Origin of the sequence: Pseudomonas agarici, assembly GCF_900109755.1 — a bacterium.
In the GTDB taxonomy this organism is placed as follows: Bacteria; Pseudomonadota; Gammaproteobacteria; order Pseudomonadales; family Pseudomonadaceae; genus Aquipseudomonas; species Aquipseudomonas agarici.
Genome location: NZ_FOAR01000019.1, coordinates 22,136 through 40,187 on the forward strand (window position 1 = coordinate 22,136; position 18,052 = coordinate 40,187).

Genomic DNA, 18,052 nt, shown 5'->3' on the forward strand with positions numbered 1-18,052 from the left:
TCGAACGCAAGCAAACATAGAGAAATATTCTCCTACGACCGGCCTATGATGGTTGTAGGACAAGACTTCCCTTACCCAGGGAATATTTGCTAGAGCGCCCACTACAAGAAGTTCACAAGATAGAGCGTAGAAAGCCATGACCTCAGCCTACCCGCCGTTGCGCCTGCACGTTCCTGAACCCTCAGGCCGTCCCGGCTGTAAGACCGACTTCAGTTACCTGCGCCTGACCGATGCCGGCCAGGTTCGCAAACCACCCATCGACGTCGAACCCGCCGACACCGCCGATCTGGCCAAGGGCCTGATCCGCGTGCTCGACGACCAAGGCCAGGCCCTCGGTCCGTGGGCCGAGGATGTCCCGGTAGAGATCCTGCGCCAGGGCATGCGCGCCATGCTCAAGACCCGGATCTTCGATTCGCGCATGGTGGTTGCCCAGCGTCAGAAAAAAATGTCGTTCTACATGCAGAGCCTCGGCGAGGAAGCTATCGGCAGCGCCCAGGCCTTGGCCCTGAACATCACTGACATGTGCTTTCCAACTTATCGCCAGCAGAGCATCCTGATGGCCCGCGAAGTGCCGTTGGTGGACATGATCTGCCAACTGCTGTCCAACGAGCGCGACCCGCTCAAGGGCCGGCAACTGCCGATCATGTATTCGGTGCGTGACCATGGCTTCTTCAGTATTTCCGGCAATCTCGCCACCCAGTTTGTCCAGGCCGTCGGCTGGGGCATGGCCTCGGCGATCAAGGGTGATACCAAGATCGCTTCCGCCTGGATCGGCGACGGCGCCACCGCCGAGTCGGACTTCCACACTGCCCTGACCTTCGCCCACGTCTATCGCGCCCCGGTGATCCTCAACGTGGTCAACAACCAGTGGGCGATCTCCACCTTCCAGGCCATCGCCGGCGGTGAAGCCACCACCTTCGCCGGGCGTGGCGTGGGTTGCGGCATTGCTTCGCTACGGGTCGACGGCAACGATTTCATCGCAGTCTATGCCGCCTCGACCTGGGCTGCCGAACGCGCTCGGCGCAACCTCGGACCAACGTTGATCGAATGGGTCACCTATCGCGCCGGACCACACTCCACCTCCGACGATCCGTCCAAGTACCGCCCTGCCGACGACTGGAGCCACTTCCCCCTCGGAGACCCGATTACGCGCCTCAAGCAACACCTGATTGCCATTGGCCACTGGTCCGAAGAGGAACATGCCAGCGTCAGCGCCGACTTGGAAAGCGAGATCATTGCGGCCCAAAAAGAGGCCGAACGCTTCGGCACCCTGGCCGGCGGGCAGGTGCCCAGCGCCGCGAGCCTCTTCGAGGATGTCTACAAGGAAATGCCCGACCACTTGCGTCGGCAGCGCCAGGAACTGGGGTTATAAGTCATGAACGATCACAGCAAACTGCAAACGGAGAACGCCGTGGCGACCAGTACCATGACCATGATCCAGGCCCTGCGCTCGGCCATGGATGTGATGCTCGAACGCGACGACAACGTGGTGGTATTCGGTCAGGACGTCGGCTACTTCGGCGGCGTGTTCCGCTGCACCGAGGGGCTGCAGGGCAAGTACGGCACCTCGCGGGTATTCGATGCACCGATCTCGGAAAGCGGGATCGTCGGCGTGGCGGTCGGCATGGGCGCCTACGGTCTGCGGCCCGTGGCGGAAATCCAGTTCGCCGACTATTTCTACCCGGCCTCCGACCAGATCGTCTCGGAAGCGGCGCGCCTGCGCTATCGCTCGGCTGGCGAGTTCGTCGCGCCCATGACCCTGCGCATGCCTTGTGGCGGCGGCATCTACGGCGGTCAGACCCATAGCCAGAGCCCGGAAGCCATGTTCACTCAGGTTTGCGGCCTACGCACCGTCATGCCATCCAACCCCTATGACGCCAAGGGCTTGTTGATTGCCGCCATCGAAAACGATGACCCGGTGATCTTCCTCGAACCCAAGCGCCTCTATAACGGCCCGTTCGACGGTCATCACGACCGCCCGGTAACGCCCTGGTCGAAACACCCGGCCAGCGCGGTGCCTGATGGTTACTACACGGTGCCCCTGGACAGTGCCGCGATTGTCCGGCCGGGTAGCGAGGTGACGATCCTCACCTACGGCACCACCGTCTACGTAGCCCAGGCCGCCGCCGAGGAAACCGGCGTCGATGCCGAAGTCATCGACCTGCGCAGCCTGTGGCCGCTGGACCTGGAAACCATCGTCAATTCCGTGAAGAAAACCCGCCGTTGCGTCGTCGTCCACGAAGCCACCCGCACCTGCGGCTTCGGTGCCGAGCTGATCGCGCTGATCCAAGAACACTGCTTCTACTATCTGGAAGCGCCGATCGAGCGCGTCACCGGCTGGGACACACCCTACCCTCATGCACAGGAGTGGGCATACTTCCCCGGTCCGGTGCGCGTCGGAGCGGCTTTGAAACGGGTCATGGAGGTCTGAATGGGTACCCACGTCATCAAGATGCCGGACATCGGCGAAGGCATCGCGGAAGTAGAGTTGTCCCAGTGGCATGTGCAGGTCGGTGATCTGGTGGTTGAGGATCAGATCCTGGCAGACGTCATGACCGATAAGGCCATGGTCGATATTCCCTCGCCGGTCCACGGCAAAGTGATTGCCCTGGGCGGCCAACCGGGTGAAGTCATGGCGGTCGGCAGCGTCCTGATCAGCATTGAAGTGGACGGGGCCGGTAATCTGCGCGAAGGCGGCGAAGCGCCGCTAGCCCAGACAGCGCCGGTCGTGACCCCGGTGGTGCAAGCGCCGATGGTCGAGCCGAAAATCGCCAGCCAGCCGCTGACGGCCCCCACCGCCGTGCGCCCTACTCCGGTGGCACGCCAGGCCGACGAACGCCCGCTGGCCTCCCCGGCTGTGCGCAAACGAGCCTGGGATGCCGGGATTGAATTGCGTTTCATCCAGGGCAGCGGCCCAGCGGGACGTATCCTGCACGACGATCTGGACGCCTACCTGGCCCAGGCCGGGCAGCCTGTGCAGAGCGCTGGCAGCGGCTATGCCAGACGTACCGATGAGCAACAGATTCCAGTGATCGGCCTACGCCGCAAGATCGCCCAGCGCATGCAGGACGCCAAGCGCCGCGCCGCGCACTTCAGCTATGTCGAGGAAGTCGATGTCACGGCCCTCGAGGAACTGCGTGTACACCTGAACCACAAGCACGGCGACAGTCGCGGCAAGCTGACCCTACTGCCCTTCCTGGTGCGGGCACTGGTCGTGGCCCTACGGGACTTCCCGCAGATCAATGTGCGCTACGACGATGAAGCCCAGGTCATTACCCAACATGGCGCGGTGCATGTCGGCGTCGCCGCTCAAACCGACGGCGGCCTGATGGTGCCGGTGGTACGGCATGCCGAAAGCCTCAACCTGTGGGGCACTTCGGATGAGATCAATCGCTTGGCCAGGGCCGCTCGCGGCGGCAAGGCCACGCGCGAAGAAATGTCCGGCTCGACCATCACCTTGACAAGTCTCGGCGCCCTCGGCGGCATCGTCAGCACCCCGGTGCTGAATCTGCCGGAAGTTGCCATTGTCGGCGTCAATCGCATGGTCGAGCGGCCCGTGGTAATCAAGGGCCAAATCGTCATTCGCAAGATGATGAATCTTTCCAGCTCCTTCGATCACCGCGTGGTCGATGGCATGGACGCGGCGCAGTTCATCCAGGCCATTCGCGGCCTGCTCGAACAACCCGCCTGTTTGTTTGTGGAGTGAGCATGCAACAGACTCAAAACACCACCCTGCTGATCATCGGTGGCGGCCCCGGCGGTTATGTCGCGGCGATCCGGGCTGGACAACTGGGGATTCCCACTGTGCTGGTGGAAGGCCAGGCACTGGGTGGCACTTGCTTGAATGTCGGCTGCATCCCGTCCAAGGCGCTGATCCATGTCGCCGAACGGTTCCATACCACCCAAAGCTACAGCGGCAACACTTCGCCGCTGGGGATCAAGGTGTCGGCACCGATCCTGGATATCGCCAAGAGCGTCGAGTGGAAGGACGGCATCGTCGACCGCCTGACCAGCGGCGTCGCGGCGCTGCTGAAGAAAAATGGGGTCAAGGTCATTCAGGGTTGGGCCAAAGTAATCGACGGCAAGCACGTCGAGGTCGATGGCCTGCGGATCCAGTGCGAGCACCTGCTGCTGGCCAGCGGTTCGCAGACCGTGGATCTGCCGATGCTGGCGGTGGGGGGTGCGGTGATCTCCTCCACCGAAGCCCTGGCCCCGAGCTCAATTCCCCGGCGCCTGATCGTGATCGGCGCCGGCTACATCGGCCTGGAACTGGGGATTGCCTACCGCAAGCTCGGCGCAGAAGTGACAGTGGTGGAGGCGCGCGACCGGGTCCTGCCGAGCTACGATCGTGAACTGACCCAACCGGTAGCCGACTCGATCAAGGCTCTGGGCATCACCGTTCTCTTGGAACACCGCGTCGAAGGCTTCGATGCCGCGACAACCACCCTTGAAGTACGTGATCCCGAAGGCGCAACCCTGAAGCTGGCGACCGACCAGGTGCTGGTGGCTGTCGGCCGCAAACCGCGCATCCAAGGCTGGAATCTCGAGGCACTGGCATTGGAGATGAACGGCGCGGCGATCCGCATCGACAACCGTTGCCAGACCAGCATGCGTAATGTGTGGGCCATCGGCGACCTCACCGGCGAGCCGATGCTGGCCCACCGCGCCATGGCGCAAGGCGAAATGGTCGCCGAACTGAATGCCGGCCAGCACCGCGAATTCAACCCGACCGCCATTGCCGCCGTGTGCTTTACCGACCCGGAAGTGGTGGTAGTCGGCAAGACCCCGGACGACGCCAAGGCTGCCGGGTTGGACTGTCTGGTGTCGAACTTCCCGTTCGCCGCCAATGGCCGGGCCATGACCCTGGAAGCAAAAAGCGGTTTTGTGCGGGTGGTGGCACGGCGTGACAATCACCTGATTGTCGGCTGGCAAGCGGTGGGTGTCGGAGTATCGGAACTGGCGGCAGCCTTCGGCCAATCACTGGAAATGGGCGCGCGCCTGGAAGATATCGCCGCAACCGTCCATGCCCATCCGACCCTGGGCGAAGCGGTGCAGGAAGCGGCGTTACGGGCATTGGGGCACGCGTTGCATGTGTGAGCGGGCACTCGGTTTAACCGACTGACACCGAATCTGTAGCAGCCGAGTTCACCGGAGCGCCGGCCTGCCGCGAGGATAACCTCAATGGCGGTGGTCGCCAGCACTCAAGTACTGGGCGACCACCGCCAAGCCCAGTAGAATCGCCGCTCTTTTTTTCAAGGCACTTGCCATGACCGCTCACCAGACTCCGCCCACCGCCGTGCCCGAGGCCAACGAACTGATCCTCGGCCTGGAGGACAGGCCTCGCCTGCTAATCGGCCTGCTGGCCGCTGTGCAACACCTGCTGGCGATCATCGTGCCGATCGTCACCCCCGGCCTGTTGATTTGCCAGGCCCTGGGCGTCTCGGCGCGGGACACCAACCTGATCGTCTCGATGTCGCTGGTGATCTCCGGAATCGCCACCTTCGTCCAGTGCCGGCGCTTCGGACCGTTCGGTGCTGGCTTGCTGATCGTCCAGGGCACCAGCTTCAACTTCGTCGGTCCGCTGATTGCCGGCGGCGCCCTGATGGTCAAGCAGGGCACGCCGGTGGAAGCGGTGATGGCGGCGATCTTCGGCGTAGTCATCGCCGGCTCGTTCGTTGAGATGGGCATCTCGCGCATCCTGCCCTTCGTCAAGCGCATGATCACTCCACTGGTGACCGGCATCGTCGTGCTGATGATCGGCCTGACCCTGATCAAGGTCGGTCTGATCAGCATGGGCGGCGGCTTCAGCGCCATGGCCAACGGCACCTTCGCCAATGGCGAAAATATACTGCTGTCCGGCGTAGTACTGGCGATCATCGTCGTGCTCAACCGCATCCCGCTGGTGTGGATACGCAGCGGTGCAATCGTCATTGCCCTGGTTGCGGGCTACGCCCTGGCCGGTTACCTGAATCGCCTGGACTTTACCGGCATGCACGCAGCACCGCTGTTTCAGGTGCCGACACCAGTGCACTTCGGCCTGGGCTTTTCCTGGGCGCTGTTCATTCCGATGCTGGTGATCTACCTGGTCACCGCCCTGGAAGCCATCGGCGATGTCACGGCTACCAGCAAAGTGTCGCGTCAACCGCTGGAAGGTCCGCTGTGGATGCAAAGAATCAAGGGCGGCGTGCTGGTCAACGGTGCCAACTCGCTGCTGGCCGGCGTCTTCAACACTTTCCCGAGTTCTATCTTCGCCCAGAACAACGGCGTGATTCAGCTGACCGGGATTGCCAGCCGGCATATCGGCAAGTGGATCGCCCTGATGCTGGTGCTGCTGGGGCTTTTCCCCTCGGTGGCCGGGGCGATCCAGGCCGTGCCGGAGCCAGTCCTGGGTGGCGCCGCCATGGTCATGTTCGGTGCCGTGGCGGCCTCGGGCATCAATATCCTGGCGAGCATCACGCTGGACCGTCGCGCCCTGCTGATCATCGCCGTATCTCTGGCACTGGGCCTAGGTGTTTCTCAGGTACCGGAGTTCCTCGCCCATATGCCGGCGGCGTTGCGCAATGTACTGGAATCAGGTGTTGCCACCGGAGGAATCTGCGCCCTGGTGCTGAACGGGTTTCTGCCGGAAACCAAAGCGGGTGCCTGACAGACGACACCGGGCAAACTTCGCGGTTTCCCGCAAGACTTGAATCGCCACTCGGGCCTTGTCGGGCACCAGGCAAAAAAGGCACCGGCAGAACTGCCAAGGACCTGCGATAATGACGAGCAACTCCGGCAGGGATGTAAATCATGGCGCGGTGGAACAGGTACCGAAGTAGTGCCTTGGTGGCACTGTTCATCATTCTCGTCAGTCTCCTGGCGTTCCTGCTGATCAAGGTCTATTCGCGGGATACCTCCACCTACTTCGAATCTCGCGACCTGCTGCGCCAACTCAAGCAACTGGACGGCAAGTTGGATGCCAAAGTGCTCAAGGCACGGATCAACGCCGAATACAATTACAACCTGCTCACTGGTTCGACTACCGAGTCGAGCCGCCGCTGGGAGCAGTTGGTGACGCTGAACGCGACATTGGACGACTCCCCCATCTGGCAGTCCAGGAAAAAAGCCTACCTGGACGCGACGGCGGAAAAGAACAAGCTGATCGAGCAGTTCCAGGTGCAGAACATCACCTTGCGCGATGATCTCGAAACACTGTCCGCCATAGAAGAAACCATCCAGCAAGAATTGGACCCCTTCAGCATCCAACACCCGGTCGCCACACTGATCGTGCTGTACAGTGCCTCGAAACTGACCTTGAGTACGCTGGAATATGCGCAACATGTCTCAAATGAAAAAGCCGAGCGGATTCAGCGCCAGATCGAGAACCTGATCGCGCAAAAAAGCGCCCTGGCGGCCACCTTGATCCCATCGCTCGACAAACTGGTCGAGCAGGTCAAGCTGATCGTGCGCGAGCAGCCCCTGGCCAACGATCTGCTTGACCGTATCGGCTTCATCCCGGTGGCCGCCAGCCTCGACGCCATCAATGAATATCTCAATGAAAGCCAGCGGCGTGCGGACCGCCAGAGCCACCAGGACCATCTGTATCTGACACTCTGCGCCGCATGCATGGCACTGCTGGTGGTCTACCTGATCATTCGCCAACTGCGCAGCCATGCCCTGATCAACCAGATGAACAGCGCCCTGCAGGCTGCCAACGAACGCCTCGAACAGCGGGTGGAAGAGCGTACTCGCGAACTCAGGGAGACCCAGAGCGAGCTGCTCGACACCGCCCGCATGGCCGGTATGGCGGAGATCGCCACCAACGTCCTGCACAACGTCGGCAACGTGCTCAACAGCGTGAACATCTCTGCCGACCTGGTGAGCCGCAAGGTCCGCGCCAGCAAGGCACAGGGGTTGAGCAAGGCCGTGCAACTGATGAAGGAGCACGCTGACGACCTGGGGCACTTCCTCAGCCAGGATGAAAAAGGCAAGCTGCTGCCTGCTTATCTGGGTCAATTGGTCACGGCCATCGGCACTGAACAGGCGGAGATCGTCCAGGAATTGACGCAACTGAGCAAAAGCGTCGATCACCTCAAGGAGATTGTCGCCACTCAGCAATCCTATGCCGGGGCTTGCAGGCTGCTGGAACCGCTGAATATCACCGACCTGCTCGAAGATGCCCTACGCATGAACTCCGGCGCCCTGACCCGGCATCAGGTCACAGTACTCAAGGATTACCAGGACGTACCCACTCTGCTGGGGGACAAACACCGGCTATTGCTGGTCCTGATCAACCTGATCAGCAATGCCAAATATGCGGTGTCCGATCTGTCGAACCGTGAGCGCGACATTACCCTCGCTGTCAGGGTGATCGAGGACACCACCTTGCGTATCAGCGTCAAAGACGATGGCGAGGGAATTGCACCGGAAAACATCACACGGATCTTCAATCACGGCTTCACCACGCGCAAGGACGGCCACGGTTTCGGGCTGCACAGCTGCGCCCTCGCGGCGATCGAGATGAACGGCCATCTGTACGCCCACAGCGACGGACCAGGAAAAGGCGCGCTGTTCACCCTGGAGATTCCCCTGGTCCTGTACCGGAAAGAGACGCCTGCTGTCGCGAATGCCCCCGTCCTCCCCTGAATCTCCTTGCCACTACCGCACCAAGAATGGATAGACTGCCGAGGAATCAAGGGCAGGGGCCCCTTGATTCCTTAGGAGCGGACACATCATGGAATTATCAACGCGACACAAGACACGACTCAGGCACTTATCTGTCGGGCTATTGGTCGCCTGGCTGGCAACCGGTGCTACCCACGGTTTCGCAGAGGAAAAGGACGCAAAGGAAATGCAGAGTATTCAGTTTCGCAAGATCATCGACCTCAGTCACGTCATCTCCCCTTCCATACCGCTTTGGCCACACGACCCTCCCGTCAACTTCAATGTCGTGGCCACCCAGGAAAAGGACGGCTACTACCTGCGTAGCTTCAGCATGGGCGAACACAGTGCCACCCATATGAATGCACCTAACAGCTTTCACGTCGAGGGCGTTGGGATCGATGCCTACACACCACAGTCGCTGGTACGCCCGGCCGTGGTGATCGATGTACGAGCACAGGCCAAGGCTAATCCCGACTATGTGATCAGCATCCAGGACATCAAGAACTGGGAACACGCCCATGGGCCTATCGCCCGGGATTCCATCGTGCTGCTCTACACCGGCTGGCAGGCATTCTGGAACGATCCAAAGCGTTTTTTCAACGCCGATGACCAGGGTGGCCTGCACTTCCCCGGACTCGGGAGCGACACCGCCACCTTCCTGGTTGACGAACGCCACATCGCGGGCGTTGGGACTGATACCCATGGTGCCGATCCAGGCCAGGACACGGTATACGCCACCAATAGCCAAGTCCTGGCGAAAAACGGCATCATCCTGGAGTGCCTGACCAACCTCGACCAGTTACCGCCCAAGGGCACCACACTGGTGATCGGCATCCTGCGGCTCCACGAGGGTTCCGGTTCCCCTGCCTCGGTAATGGCATTCGCCCCCTGACCTCGAGTCGGGATCACTCGGCTACCGGGGCGCAGGTCTGGAATTGCTTGCGGTAGTCCAGCGAACGTCGCAGTACTTCGGTAAAGCCCTGGAAGCAGGCGGGCTTGGTCAGAATATCGTTGGCGCCGGCGCCCCGGAAACGCTCGATCTCGTTGGAGAATGCACTGGCGGTAAAGGCAACGATATAGCACTGTTCCCCCTGTGGCAGTTTCCTGATGCGGCGAATGGCCTCCAGGCCATCCATGCCAGGCAGATTGATATCCATCAGGATGACATCCGGTGTCGACACCCGACAATGGTCGAGCGATTCGAGACCATCGCAGGCAAAATCAGGCGTGTACCCCAGGGTCTGCAACATCGCCATCGCGACCTTCCGGTTCAGTTCGTGGTTCTCCACCAACAAGATATCCAGGGGGTAATGCCTGGCGAACGAGGCGTCGAACCCCACCGTTGGGTGCTCGGCGGCAATGGGTATTTCCAGGTCTGAAAACGGCTCGATTGGTAGCGAGAAAGTAAAAGTCGAGCCAATACCGAACAGGCTGCTGAAAGACAGGATCCCACCCTGGGCTTCGATCAGGTTCTTGCAGATCGACAGGCCGAGCCCGCTGCCGGTGAAACGCTGATTGTTCGCGCCTTCGCACCGGGTAAAGGGCTTGAACAGGCTGCCCTGTCGGTCCATGGGAATACCGACGCCCGTATCACGTATGGAAAAGTTGAGTCGCGTAGGAACCGTGCTGTCACTGAGCGAGACAGACAGCGAGACCTTTCCCGTTTCGGTGAATTTGATCGCATTGCCCAATAGGTTGATCAGCACCTGACGAAGACGGTCGGCATCGGTCTTGATCAGCGAAGGAACATCCGGGAAAACGCTGACCTCAAGAGTGATCGGCTTGTCCTGGATATTCTGGCGGACCAGCTCGACACTCGAGGCGATCAAGATTCGTAACTCGAATACACGGGGCCGCAAGTCCATTTTCCCCGACTCGATCTTCGCCAGGTCGAGAATGTCGTCGATCAACGCCAGCAACGTCTCCCCGCTGGTCTGGATCGTGGTCAGCAGGTCACTTTGTACCGGGTTCAGTGCCGTGGCGGACAGTAGCTCGGTGGCACCGATAACGCCATACATGGGCGTGCGGATTTCATGGCTCATGGTCGCCAGAAACTGGCTTTTCAGGCGGTCGGCTTCTTCGGCGCAGATCTTTGCCTGTTTCAATACCTGCTCATTGACTTGCAGCTGGCGAAGGTGGGTTCGCATGCGCACCGAATCGATGACAAACAGGAGACTGAGAGAGAGAAAGACCAGGATCGCCAGCACGAGATGGTGCAGGGAGTCCTGATTGAGTGCGTGGTAGTAGTCAGCCAGGGTAATTTCCGCGCCGGCGACATAAGGAGTGCCGTCCGCGGATTTCATGGGAACAAAGACAGCACGGAAATCACCCCAGTGGTCCGTGTAATCGATCCAGCTCGGTGTTGTCAGATCGAAACTGTCGAGCAGGGCCTGGCTTGCATCGGGATAAGGATCGAAGAAGCGGACGAAGTTGCCTTCCTCGACCTCCTGGGTCGAGGCACTGGAACTGACCAGGATGGCCTTTGCTCCCCGCTTGATTACCGTGTAGACAAAGGCTGTGCCCATCGACTCGTTGAAACGGGACAGTTTGCGGATGGCATCCAGATCTTCGGCTTCGGACTTTGAATGCTTGTCGACCAGCGCATCGTGGTACTGGTCGCCGAGAATGGCGGCAGCGCCCAGAGCCGCATGCAACAGTTTGTTGTTGATGCCCTCGATCAGGATACGTTGGGCCTGGTCGTGCAGGTAGTAGATGTAACCACTGACCCCGACGATATAGACCAGCAGCAGAACGCCAATTTTTCGCCTGATCTTGAACATGCGTTACGGCCTCCATTGCCGTCGGTCCCCGAGCGTCTAGACCGCGACCCGGGCATCCATCGCCGCAGAGGATAAGTCATGCACCCCAGGAACACAATTCGCCAGTCCTGACAGACCTCCACAGTGTTTTCATGGCAAACGCATTGATTACAGCCCATTACAGCAGACTTGCAACCCAACCATTACGCTGCCGTCCAGGCATACAGAGCTGAAGAACACTACCGGCCAAGAAAGGAGTAGCCAAAACTCACAATCTTGGCATCTTCTCCATACCCGCCCAAGAACGAAACGCCAACCGGCAAGTTGCCCTTGATGGTGCCTGCGGGAACCGTTATCTCAGGAAATCCCGTGGCGGAGGCAATGTACGATGATGCATAAGTATCCGCAGATGCGCAGACGTAGCTCTCATCCGCCACACCATGAACCACCGAAGCCGGGCAATTGATGGTTGCGAAAAGCAAACTATCCACCTGGTTCTTCTTCATGATGTCCAACAGTTGCACACGCAATTGCGGGATCTTTCTCGACAGAATCGAAATATACGCTGGCGAATCGGTACTATCGGTTTTCAATACCCGTTCCAGCCCGGCGAGCCGTGCCGGATTCATGCCATGCGGACCGTTGTGCGCCTGATTTTTCCTGGCAAGGTCTAGGAAACCCTCCAGTGTCCGCGGCTGATTGGCATTGAGGGTTGCCAGGTAGCGCTCAAATTGCGGCTTGAATTCGCTCTCTCCAACCGGCCCCAGCACACCGCTCCAAAGGGTTTCAAATACCTTAGGAAGGGTGATGGAGACCACACGAGCACCCCGCTCGCCAAGTGTTTCCTGCGCCCTCTGGAAAACCTCATCCACCTCGGCGTTGGCGCCTTTGAAATTCGTGACCACGCCAATGACCTTGCCTTTCAGTGAGGATTGGTTCAGCGCTTGCACGAACTGTATGTGCTCTGAAGCAAGATCAAGGGTCGCCGAATCGCTTTTGTCCTGTCCCTTGATCACATCCAGCACAATGGCCTGATCCTGCACGCTGCCGGTAATCACACCCGCGGTATCGAACGTGAGGGAAAGCGGAATAATGCCGCTCCGGCTGATCAGCCCCAGCGAAGGTCGAAAACCCACCGTACCGGTGACACTGGCCGGTGCGCGAATCGACCCGCTCGTGTCCGAGCCCAGCGCGAAGGGGGCAAATGCCGCTGCCACCGCGGCGGCAGAGCCGCTGCTGGAGCCGGAAGCATCGCGCCGGGTGTTTTTCGGATTCAGCGTCTGACCGCCAAACGAGCTGTAGCCAAACCAGCCAAAGGACGCAGCCAATTCCGATAGGTTGGTCTTGCCGAGAAGAATCGCTTGCCCCTCGATCAGTGTCTTGATAGTGAAAGCATCCTGGCTCGGCACCGAGGAACGCAGCACGAAGGACCCACCAGAGGTGACCATCCCGGCGGTGTCAAAGTTGTCCTTCACCACGAACGGAATGCCGGCCAGCGCCGGGTACTTGGCAGTGGGGTTTTTCGCCCGTTGAGCATCCCACTTACGGGCTTGTGCGATGGCGTGTTCGTTGAGGGTCACCAGCGCATTGATGTTTTGCCCTTGGTGATTATTCGCTTGAATATTATCCAGATAATGCTGGACCAATTGCTCGGAACTCAGGGTGCCGCTATTCAATGCATGACGCATATCGGCGAGTGTCATACGGTCGATACCGTCATTCGCCTGAACACTTGCCGCTAATAGTAACAACCAGTACGTCATAAATTTTTTATTCAGCTGCATGGGTAACTTCCCTAATAAATACAGACGAACGGAATACGCTCACATCTCAAGCAGCCGGATTGAGCATCACAACTAAGCAGGCTAAAAAGATGCCGCAAATCTACGGCCAGGGCGCAGTGACGAGTTCTAGCCCGTCATGGCCAGGAACAGCAACGCAGCTCACTTGCGGCACCGAAATTGACTGACAGAACCAACTACACAGGCCACTAGAGCAACTGATTTTTTTGCAAAAACTCCCTGGACACACTCTCGATAGACTCACGACCGACGTCGACCCGAGAATTGAGGCCGGCAATAGTGTCGTCGTCCAGCTTGGACGACAACGCGTTGAGCAACTCGGCTATCTTCGGATTGGCTTTAAACACTTCAGTGCGAATCACCGGTGTCAGCGCGTAGCTGGGGAAAAAACCTCTATCGTCTTTCAGCAACACAAAGCCGAAGGCCGGAATCCGCCCATCCGTCGACAGGACCAATGCCAGATCGACCTGACCGTCTCTGAGCGCCTGATAGGTCAAGCCGCCGTCCATGCGGACAATGTTCCTACGTTCGAATTCAAACTTGTAGGTCTCCTGCAAAGGACGCAAACCATCAGGCCGGGAAAAGAATTCAGCATTGGAGGCAAATTTATAGGACTTGCCTGTTGCGATCTTCTGCGCAAGATCACTGATCGAGACAATGCCATCCTTCTGCGCCTCTTCCTTGCGCATGGCGAAAGCGTAAGTATTGTTGGCCCTGGAAGGGTTCAACCAGGTGATGCCTTTTTGCGCATCAAGCTCGCTGATTTTCCGGTACGTTTCCTCGGCGTTGAGCTTGTCGCTGACTTTATTGTAAGTAATCAGCGAAGTGCCGGTGTATTCCCAATATACATCGACCTGACCATTCTCTTGCGCCGCGCGCAACACCGAAGAGCCCAGATCCGGGCGTTTATCGACCCGGTAGCCATTGGCGCGCAGGAGTTGAGCGGTCATCTCGGCGACCAATTGCTGCTCGGTAAACTTCTTGCCGCCGACCACAATCGGGCTGTTGGCGCAAGCGCCGACCACCACACCAAAAGCCAGGCTCAGGGTAAAAATCAGAGTGGCTAGCATTCGATAAATCATCATGCACCTCCTATTATTGGTTTTTGTCGCTGGTCTTCAGGTTCATTCTCGCCCGGCCAACCTCAAGCCCCGTGACACTGCGATGGTTTGAATCAAACCGCAGCCCAGATCGACCGCAACCGCCAACAACGCGGTCGCCCCGGCACCGGCCAGCATCATGCCGAAGTCGTTCAAGTCGATCCCAGTAAAAATCAACTCGCCCAATCCGCCGCCGCCGACCAGGAAGGCCAGCGGCGCGGTACCGACGTTGATCGCCAGCGCCGTGCGGATACCTGCGAAAATCACGCTCATCGCGTTCGGAATTTCAACTTTCCACAGCGTCTCCCGTGGCGTCATGCCCATCGCCTCGGCGGCTTCGAGTAGATGCTGCGGCACTGCGCGCAAACCTTCATAAGTGTTGACTGCCACGGGCAACAACGTCGCGACAAACAAGCCGATGATAGCCGCGCCGCTGCCGACACCCATCAGACTCATGGCCAATGCCAGCAACGCGAGCTTGGGGATTGCCTGCCCTACGTTAAGCACCTGTAGGCTGGCCATGGCGTAACGCTGGTTCGCCGGACGGCTCATCCAGACACCTAACGGCAGCGCAATGAGCAGCGCCAGGACGCCACTGACCGCAACGATCTGCAGATGCTGGAGCGTCAGGTAGCTGATGTCGTCCCAGTAGAACTGCAACCCTTTCCACAATCCGGTAAGTAAATCAGGCATCGTCAGTGCACCACCGGCGTAATATTTTCGACAAGTCGCGCCAGGATGTCGGCTTGATGGACATAACCGATAAAGCGCCCGTCGCTGTCGTTGCAAAGTGCCCAGTCCTGGCCGCGACCCAGCAATTGCGAAAGCACCTGGCGCAAGTCATCCGCAGGTTTGACGATCAGGAGCGAGTGTGAAACGCCGCTGTTGCCACCTACGATCTGCATGTGCTCCCGTGGCGGGACCTTGCTGGCCACGTCAGCCGCACACAGCAGACACAGGCGTTTGATGATCCGGTCGCCGCCCATGAAGTTAGCCACGAACTCGCTGTTGGGCCGGGCCAGCAGATCATCGGAACTGCCGAACTGCTCGATTTTGCCGTTGTGGAACAGGGCGACACAGTCCGCCATCTTCACAGCCTCGTCTATATCGTGACTGACAAAGAGCACTGTTTTTCCGACTTGGCGCTGGATGCGCATGAACTCGTCCTGGATCCCGTCGCGATTGATGGGATCGATCGCACCAAAGGGCTCATCCATCAACATGACAGGTGGGTCCGCAGCCAGGGCTCGGGCGACTCCCACTCGCTGCTGTTGACCGCCCGAAAGCTCGCAGGGGTATCGTTTCAGAAACTGGGATGGATCCAGTGCCACAACTTCCAATAATTGCGCGGCTCGTCGACGGCTTTTGGTTTTATCCCAGCCCAATAGATTAGGTACGACGCAGATATTTTCTTCTACGGTCATGTTCGGGAACAACCCGACCTGCTGGATCACATAGCCGATCGATCGTTTGAGGGTGACGCTATCGAGTTCGGACGTATCTCGACCATTGATTCTGATGGTGCCGGACGTCGGGGTGATCAACCGGTTAATCATTTTCAACGTCGTGGTCTTGCCGCAGCCCGATGGCCCGAGCAGCACGCAAATCTGCCCTTCTTCGACATTGAATGAGACATCTTCTACGGCAGTGATTGAGCCAAATTTCTTGCTTAAATTTTCGATCCGGATCACGTTGTGGCTTCCTTCATTCGACCAGCGGCCATGTTGTTCTGGTTCAGGCCTTTTGGCGTCAGGATGCGCTGCAGGGCATACAGCGCATAGTCGGCCGCCACGGCAATGACGCTGATAACGATGGCTCCGGCCAATAGCTGGCGGGTATCGGATTGGGCGATGCCGCGAATGATCAGACTTCCCAGGCCGCCCGCGCCGATATAGGCCGCGATGGCCGCGATGCCGATGTTGATGACGGTCGCCATCCTGACTCCCGCCATGATGAGAGGAATCGCAATAGGCAGCTCAACCTTGCGCAGCCTTTGCCAGGTCGACATTCCCATCCCGATCGCCGCCTCGCGCAGGGCAGGGTCAATGTTAGAGATCGCGGTGGTGGTGTTGCGAATGATCGGCAACTGCGAATAGAGAAAGAGCGCAATGACTGCCGGCACTACGCCGATTCCATAGCCAATCAACGACAACGCTGGAATCATCAGCCCGAACAGCGCGGCAGAGGGAATCGTCATCAGCACGGCGGCAAAGGCCAGGACCCAACGGCGAACTCTAGCCTGTTGGGATATCGCGACCCCAACAGGCACACCGGTCAGAATTGCCAATCCCACCGCAACCGCCACGATGAAAAGATGCTGTCCGAGTAACAGGCTGATCAGTCCAGCGTTTTCCAGAATGAAACTCATGGTTTCCATGGGTGTTATGCCTTCTTATATATAATTTTTGTTTTTTGCCAGCGGCCCATCTGAAAGTGAACGGCGGACTTTTTAAGTCACCTTACCTCGTTCCGAACGGAGCTTGAGCCTTGAGTTCGACGATCTCTATCAAAAAATCGACATAACGAAGCCCATCTACGTACAGCGCCAAAGGAAAGGGGCGGTCATGAAAGCAAGGATCGAAGATTGCCGATTAACCAAAGGCCGCCGGAGCGTATCAGCATCCGGATCAAGTCATTAGCTTGCTATGCGGTTTTGTAGGACGAATCGGTTCAGGAGGTGTTCGAGAAATTGCGCCTGCGGGCGACATCGCCAAGCGCTTGCAATCAAGAATGGGCACCATCAAATTTCCGCCGTTCTTCCCCTGGCGTGCATCCCCACACCCGGCGGTAAGCGGCGCCCAGATGAGACGCCGAAACGAACCCGCAACTGTAGGCAATAGAAACAATGGGCTGGGTGCTTTCACGCAGTAATCGACGGGCCTCGCTAAGTCTGAGTTCAAGATAGAATTTTTTGGGTGTCATACCGAAATGCTGATGCCACAATCGCTCCAATTGCCGATGCGACAGATTGCATCTGTCGGCGATCTCCTCGATACCCACGATGCTCTCCAGATTATTCTCCATAACCGCAATGGCAACCGTCAGCCGTTTATCGTGAACCCCGAATCGCCACTGTATCGACATCCGCTGATGTTCTTCCGGGGCTCTTATCCTGGCGTGCAAGAATTGCTCCGCGACGCTGGCGGCGAGCTGGCTACCATAATCAAGCGCGATTTGCGCAAGCATCAGATCAATCGCCGCTGTCCCTCCTCCACATGTCCAGCGATTGCCATGGTTGACATACAGGTCCCTGGTGACTTCGATGGTGGGAAATTCCTCGGAGAATTGAGCGATGCACTCCCAATGCAAAGTGCAGCGCTTACCTTCCAGTAATCCGGCGCGAGCGAGAATGAAAGTGCCGGTACTCAATGCACCGACGGTTTTCCCTCGCGCCGCCGCACGCTGCAGAAACCGTATCATCCTGGGTGGTTTCTGGTGCTCGATGTCCAGGCTCGCCAGCACAAAAATGCGATCAACCTCAGGGGCTTGTTCGATCGACAGGGTCTGAATTTCGATGCCACTGCTGGAGCTGACCGCCCCTCCCGACTCCGTAAGGAGGGTCCACTCATAAAGCGCCTTACCGGACAGCCGGTTCGCGGCGCGCAGAGGCTCGCTGGCGCCCGCCAGTGCCATCATGGAAAACTGAGGGAGAATGAGCAGTCCAATTCGCTTGGTTGTGTCGCTGTATACAGGCATCGCCGACTCACGGGGGCTTGTCATCGCCGATCCTTTAAGAGGGTCCAGCCGT

The 18,052-nt window shown here is 58.9% G+C and carries 14 protein-coding genes; 7 read left to right on the top strand and 7 right to left on the bottom strand.

Annotation, left to right across the window (positions count from 1 at the left end):
- Positions 1-136 precede the first annotated feature (136 nt).
- The 7 genes from BMX68_RS17225 (at position 137) to BMX68_RS17255 (ending at position 9,535) form a co-directional block, all read left to right on the top strand.
- A complete protein-coding gene (locus BMX68_RS17225) occupies positions 137-1,372 on the top strand; it encodes a 3-methyl-2-oxobutanoate dehydrogenase (2-methylpropanoyl-transferring) subunit alpha (protein WP_017132422.1) in 1,236 nt (411 codons plus the stop codon).
- A 3-nt stretch (positions 1,373-1,375) separates the two neighbouring features.
- Positions 1,376-2,431, top strand: coding sequence for an alpha-ketoacid dehydrogenase subunit beta (locus BMX68_RS17230; RefSeq protein WP_017132421.1), 1,056 nt, complete (start codon positions 1,376-1,378; stop codon positions 2,429-2,431).
- Complete coding sequence (locus BMX68_RS17235; protein WP_017132420.1) at positions 2,432-3,706, top strand: dihydrolipoamide acetyltransferase family protein; 1,275 nt, start codon at positions 2,432-2,434, stop codon at positions 3,704-3,706. It begins immediately after the preceding gene.
- 2 nt (positions 3,707-3,708) lie between these two features.
- Positions 3,709-5,097, top strand: a complete 1,389-nt coding sequence (lpdA, locus tag BMX68_RS17240; protein ID WP_017132419.1) for a dihydrolipoyl dehydrogenase — start codon at positions 3,709-3,711, stop codon at positions 5,095-5,097.
- Between the two features lie 169 nt (positions 5,098-5,266).
- The gene (locus BMX68_RS17245) at positions 5,267-6,646 is read left to right on the top strand and encodes a nucleobase:cation symporter-2 family protein (RefSeq protein ID WP_017132418.1); all 1,380 of its coding nucleotides are present in this window, start codon (positions 5,267-5,269) and stop codon (positions 6,644-6,646) included.
- Between the two features lie 143 nt (positions 6,647-6,789).
- Positions 6,790-8,625 (top strand): DAHL domain-containing sensor histidine kinase, encoded by a 1,836-nt coding sequence (locus BMX68_RS17250; protein WP_039792643.1) that lies wholly within the window; start codon positions 6,790-6,792, stop codon positions 8,623-8,625.
- 88 nt (positions 8,626-8,713) lie between these two features.
- Positions 8,714-9,535, top strand: coding sequence for a cyclase family protein (locus BMX68_RS17255; protein ID WP_143063312.1), 822 nt, complete (start codon positions 8,714-8,716; stop codon positions 9,533-9,535).
- Positions 9,536-9,548: 13 nt separating this feature from the next.
- Here the strand turns inward: BMX68_RS17255 and BMX68_RS17260 are convergent, their stop codons facing one another.
- The 7 genes from BMX68_RS17260 to BMX68_RS17290 all read right to left on the bottom strand — a co-directional run bounded on the left by BMX68_RS17260 (position 9,549) and on the right by BMX68_RS17290 (position 18,024).
- Positions 9,549-11,423: an ATP-binding protein gene (locus BMX68_RS17260; protein WP_017132415.1), complete on the bottom strand. Its 1,875-nt coding sequence runs from the start codon at positions 11,421-11,423 to the stop codon at positions 9,549-9,551.
- 218 nt (positions 11,424-11,641) lie between these two features.
- On the bottom strand, positions 11,642-13,186 hold the full coding sequence (locus BMX68_RS17265; protein ID WP_017132414.1) for an amidase family protein: 1,545 nt from the start codon (positions 13,184-13,186) through the stop codon (positions 11,642-11,644).
- A gap of 206 nt (positions 13,187-13,392) precedes the next feature.
- Positions 13,393-14,286 carry a glycine betaine ABC transporter substrate-binding protein gene (locus BMX68_RS17270; RefSeq protein ID WP_074862412.1) on the bottom strand — a complete coding sequence of 298 codons (894 nt, stop codon included), beginning with the start codon at positions 14,284-14,286 and terminating at the stop codon, positions 13,393-13,395.
- Positions 14,287-14,328: 42 nt separating this feature from the next.
- A complete protein-coding gene (locus BMX68_RS17275) occupies positions 14,329-14,997 on the bottom strand; it encodes an ABC transporter permease (protein WP_026013225.1) in 669 nt (222 codons plus the stop codon).
- Positions 14,998-14,999: 2 nt separating this feature from the next.
- On the bottom strand, positions 15,000-15,995 hold the full coding sequence (locus BMX68_RS17280) for an ABC transporter ATP-binding protein (protein ID WP_017132411.1): 996 nt from the start codon (positions 15,993-15,995) through the stop codon (positions 15,000-15,002).
- Positions 15,992-16,681, bottom strand: coding sequence for an ABC transporter permease (locus tag BMX68_RS17285; protein WP_060783132.1), 690 nt, complete (start codon positions 16,679-16,681; stop codon positions 15,992-15,994). The genes BMX68_RS17280 and BMX68_RS17285 overlap by 4 nt, the downstream gene beginning before the upstream one ends.
- A 347-nt stretch (positions 16,682-17,028) precedes the next feature.
- On the bottom strand, positions 17,029-18,024 hold the full coding sequence (locus BMX68_RS17290; RefSeq protein ID WP_017132409.1) for a GlxA family transcriptional regulator: 996 nt from the start codon (positions 18,022-18,024) through the stop codon (positions 17,029-17,031).
- Positions 18,025-18,052 lie beyond the last annotated feature (28 nt).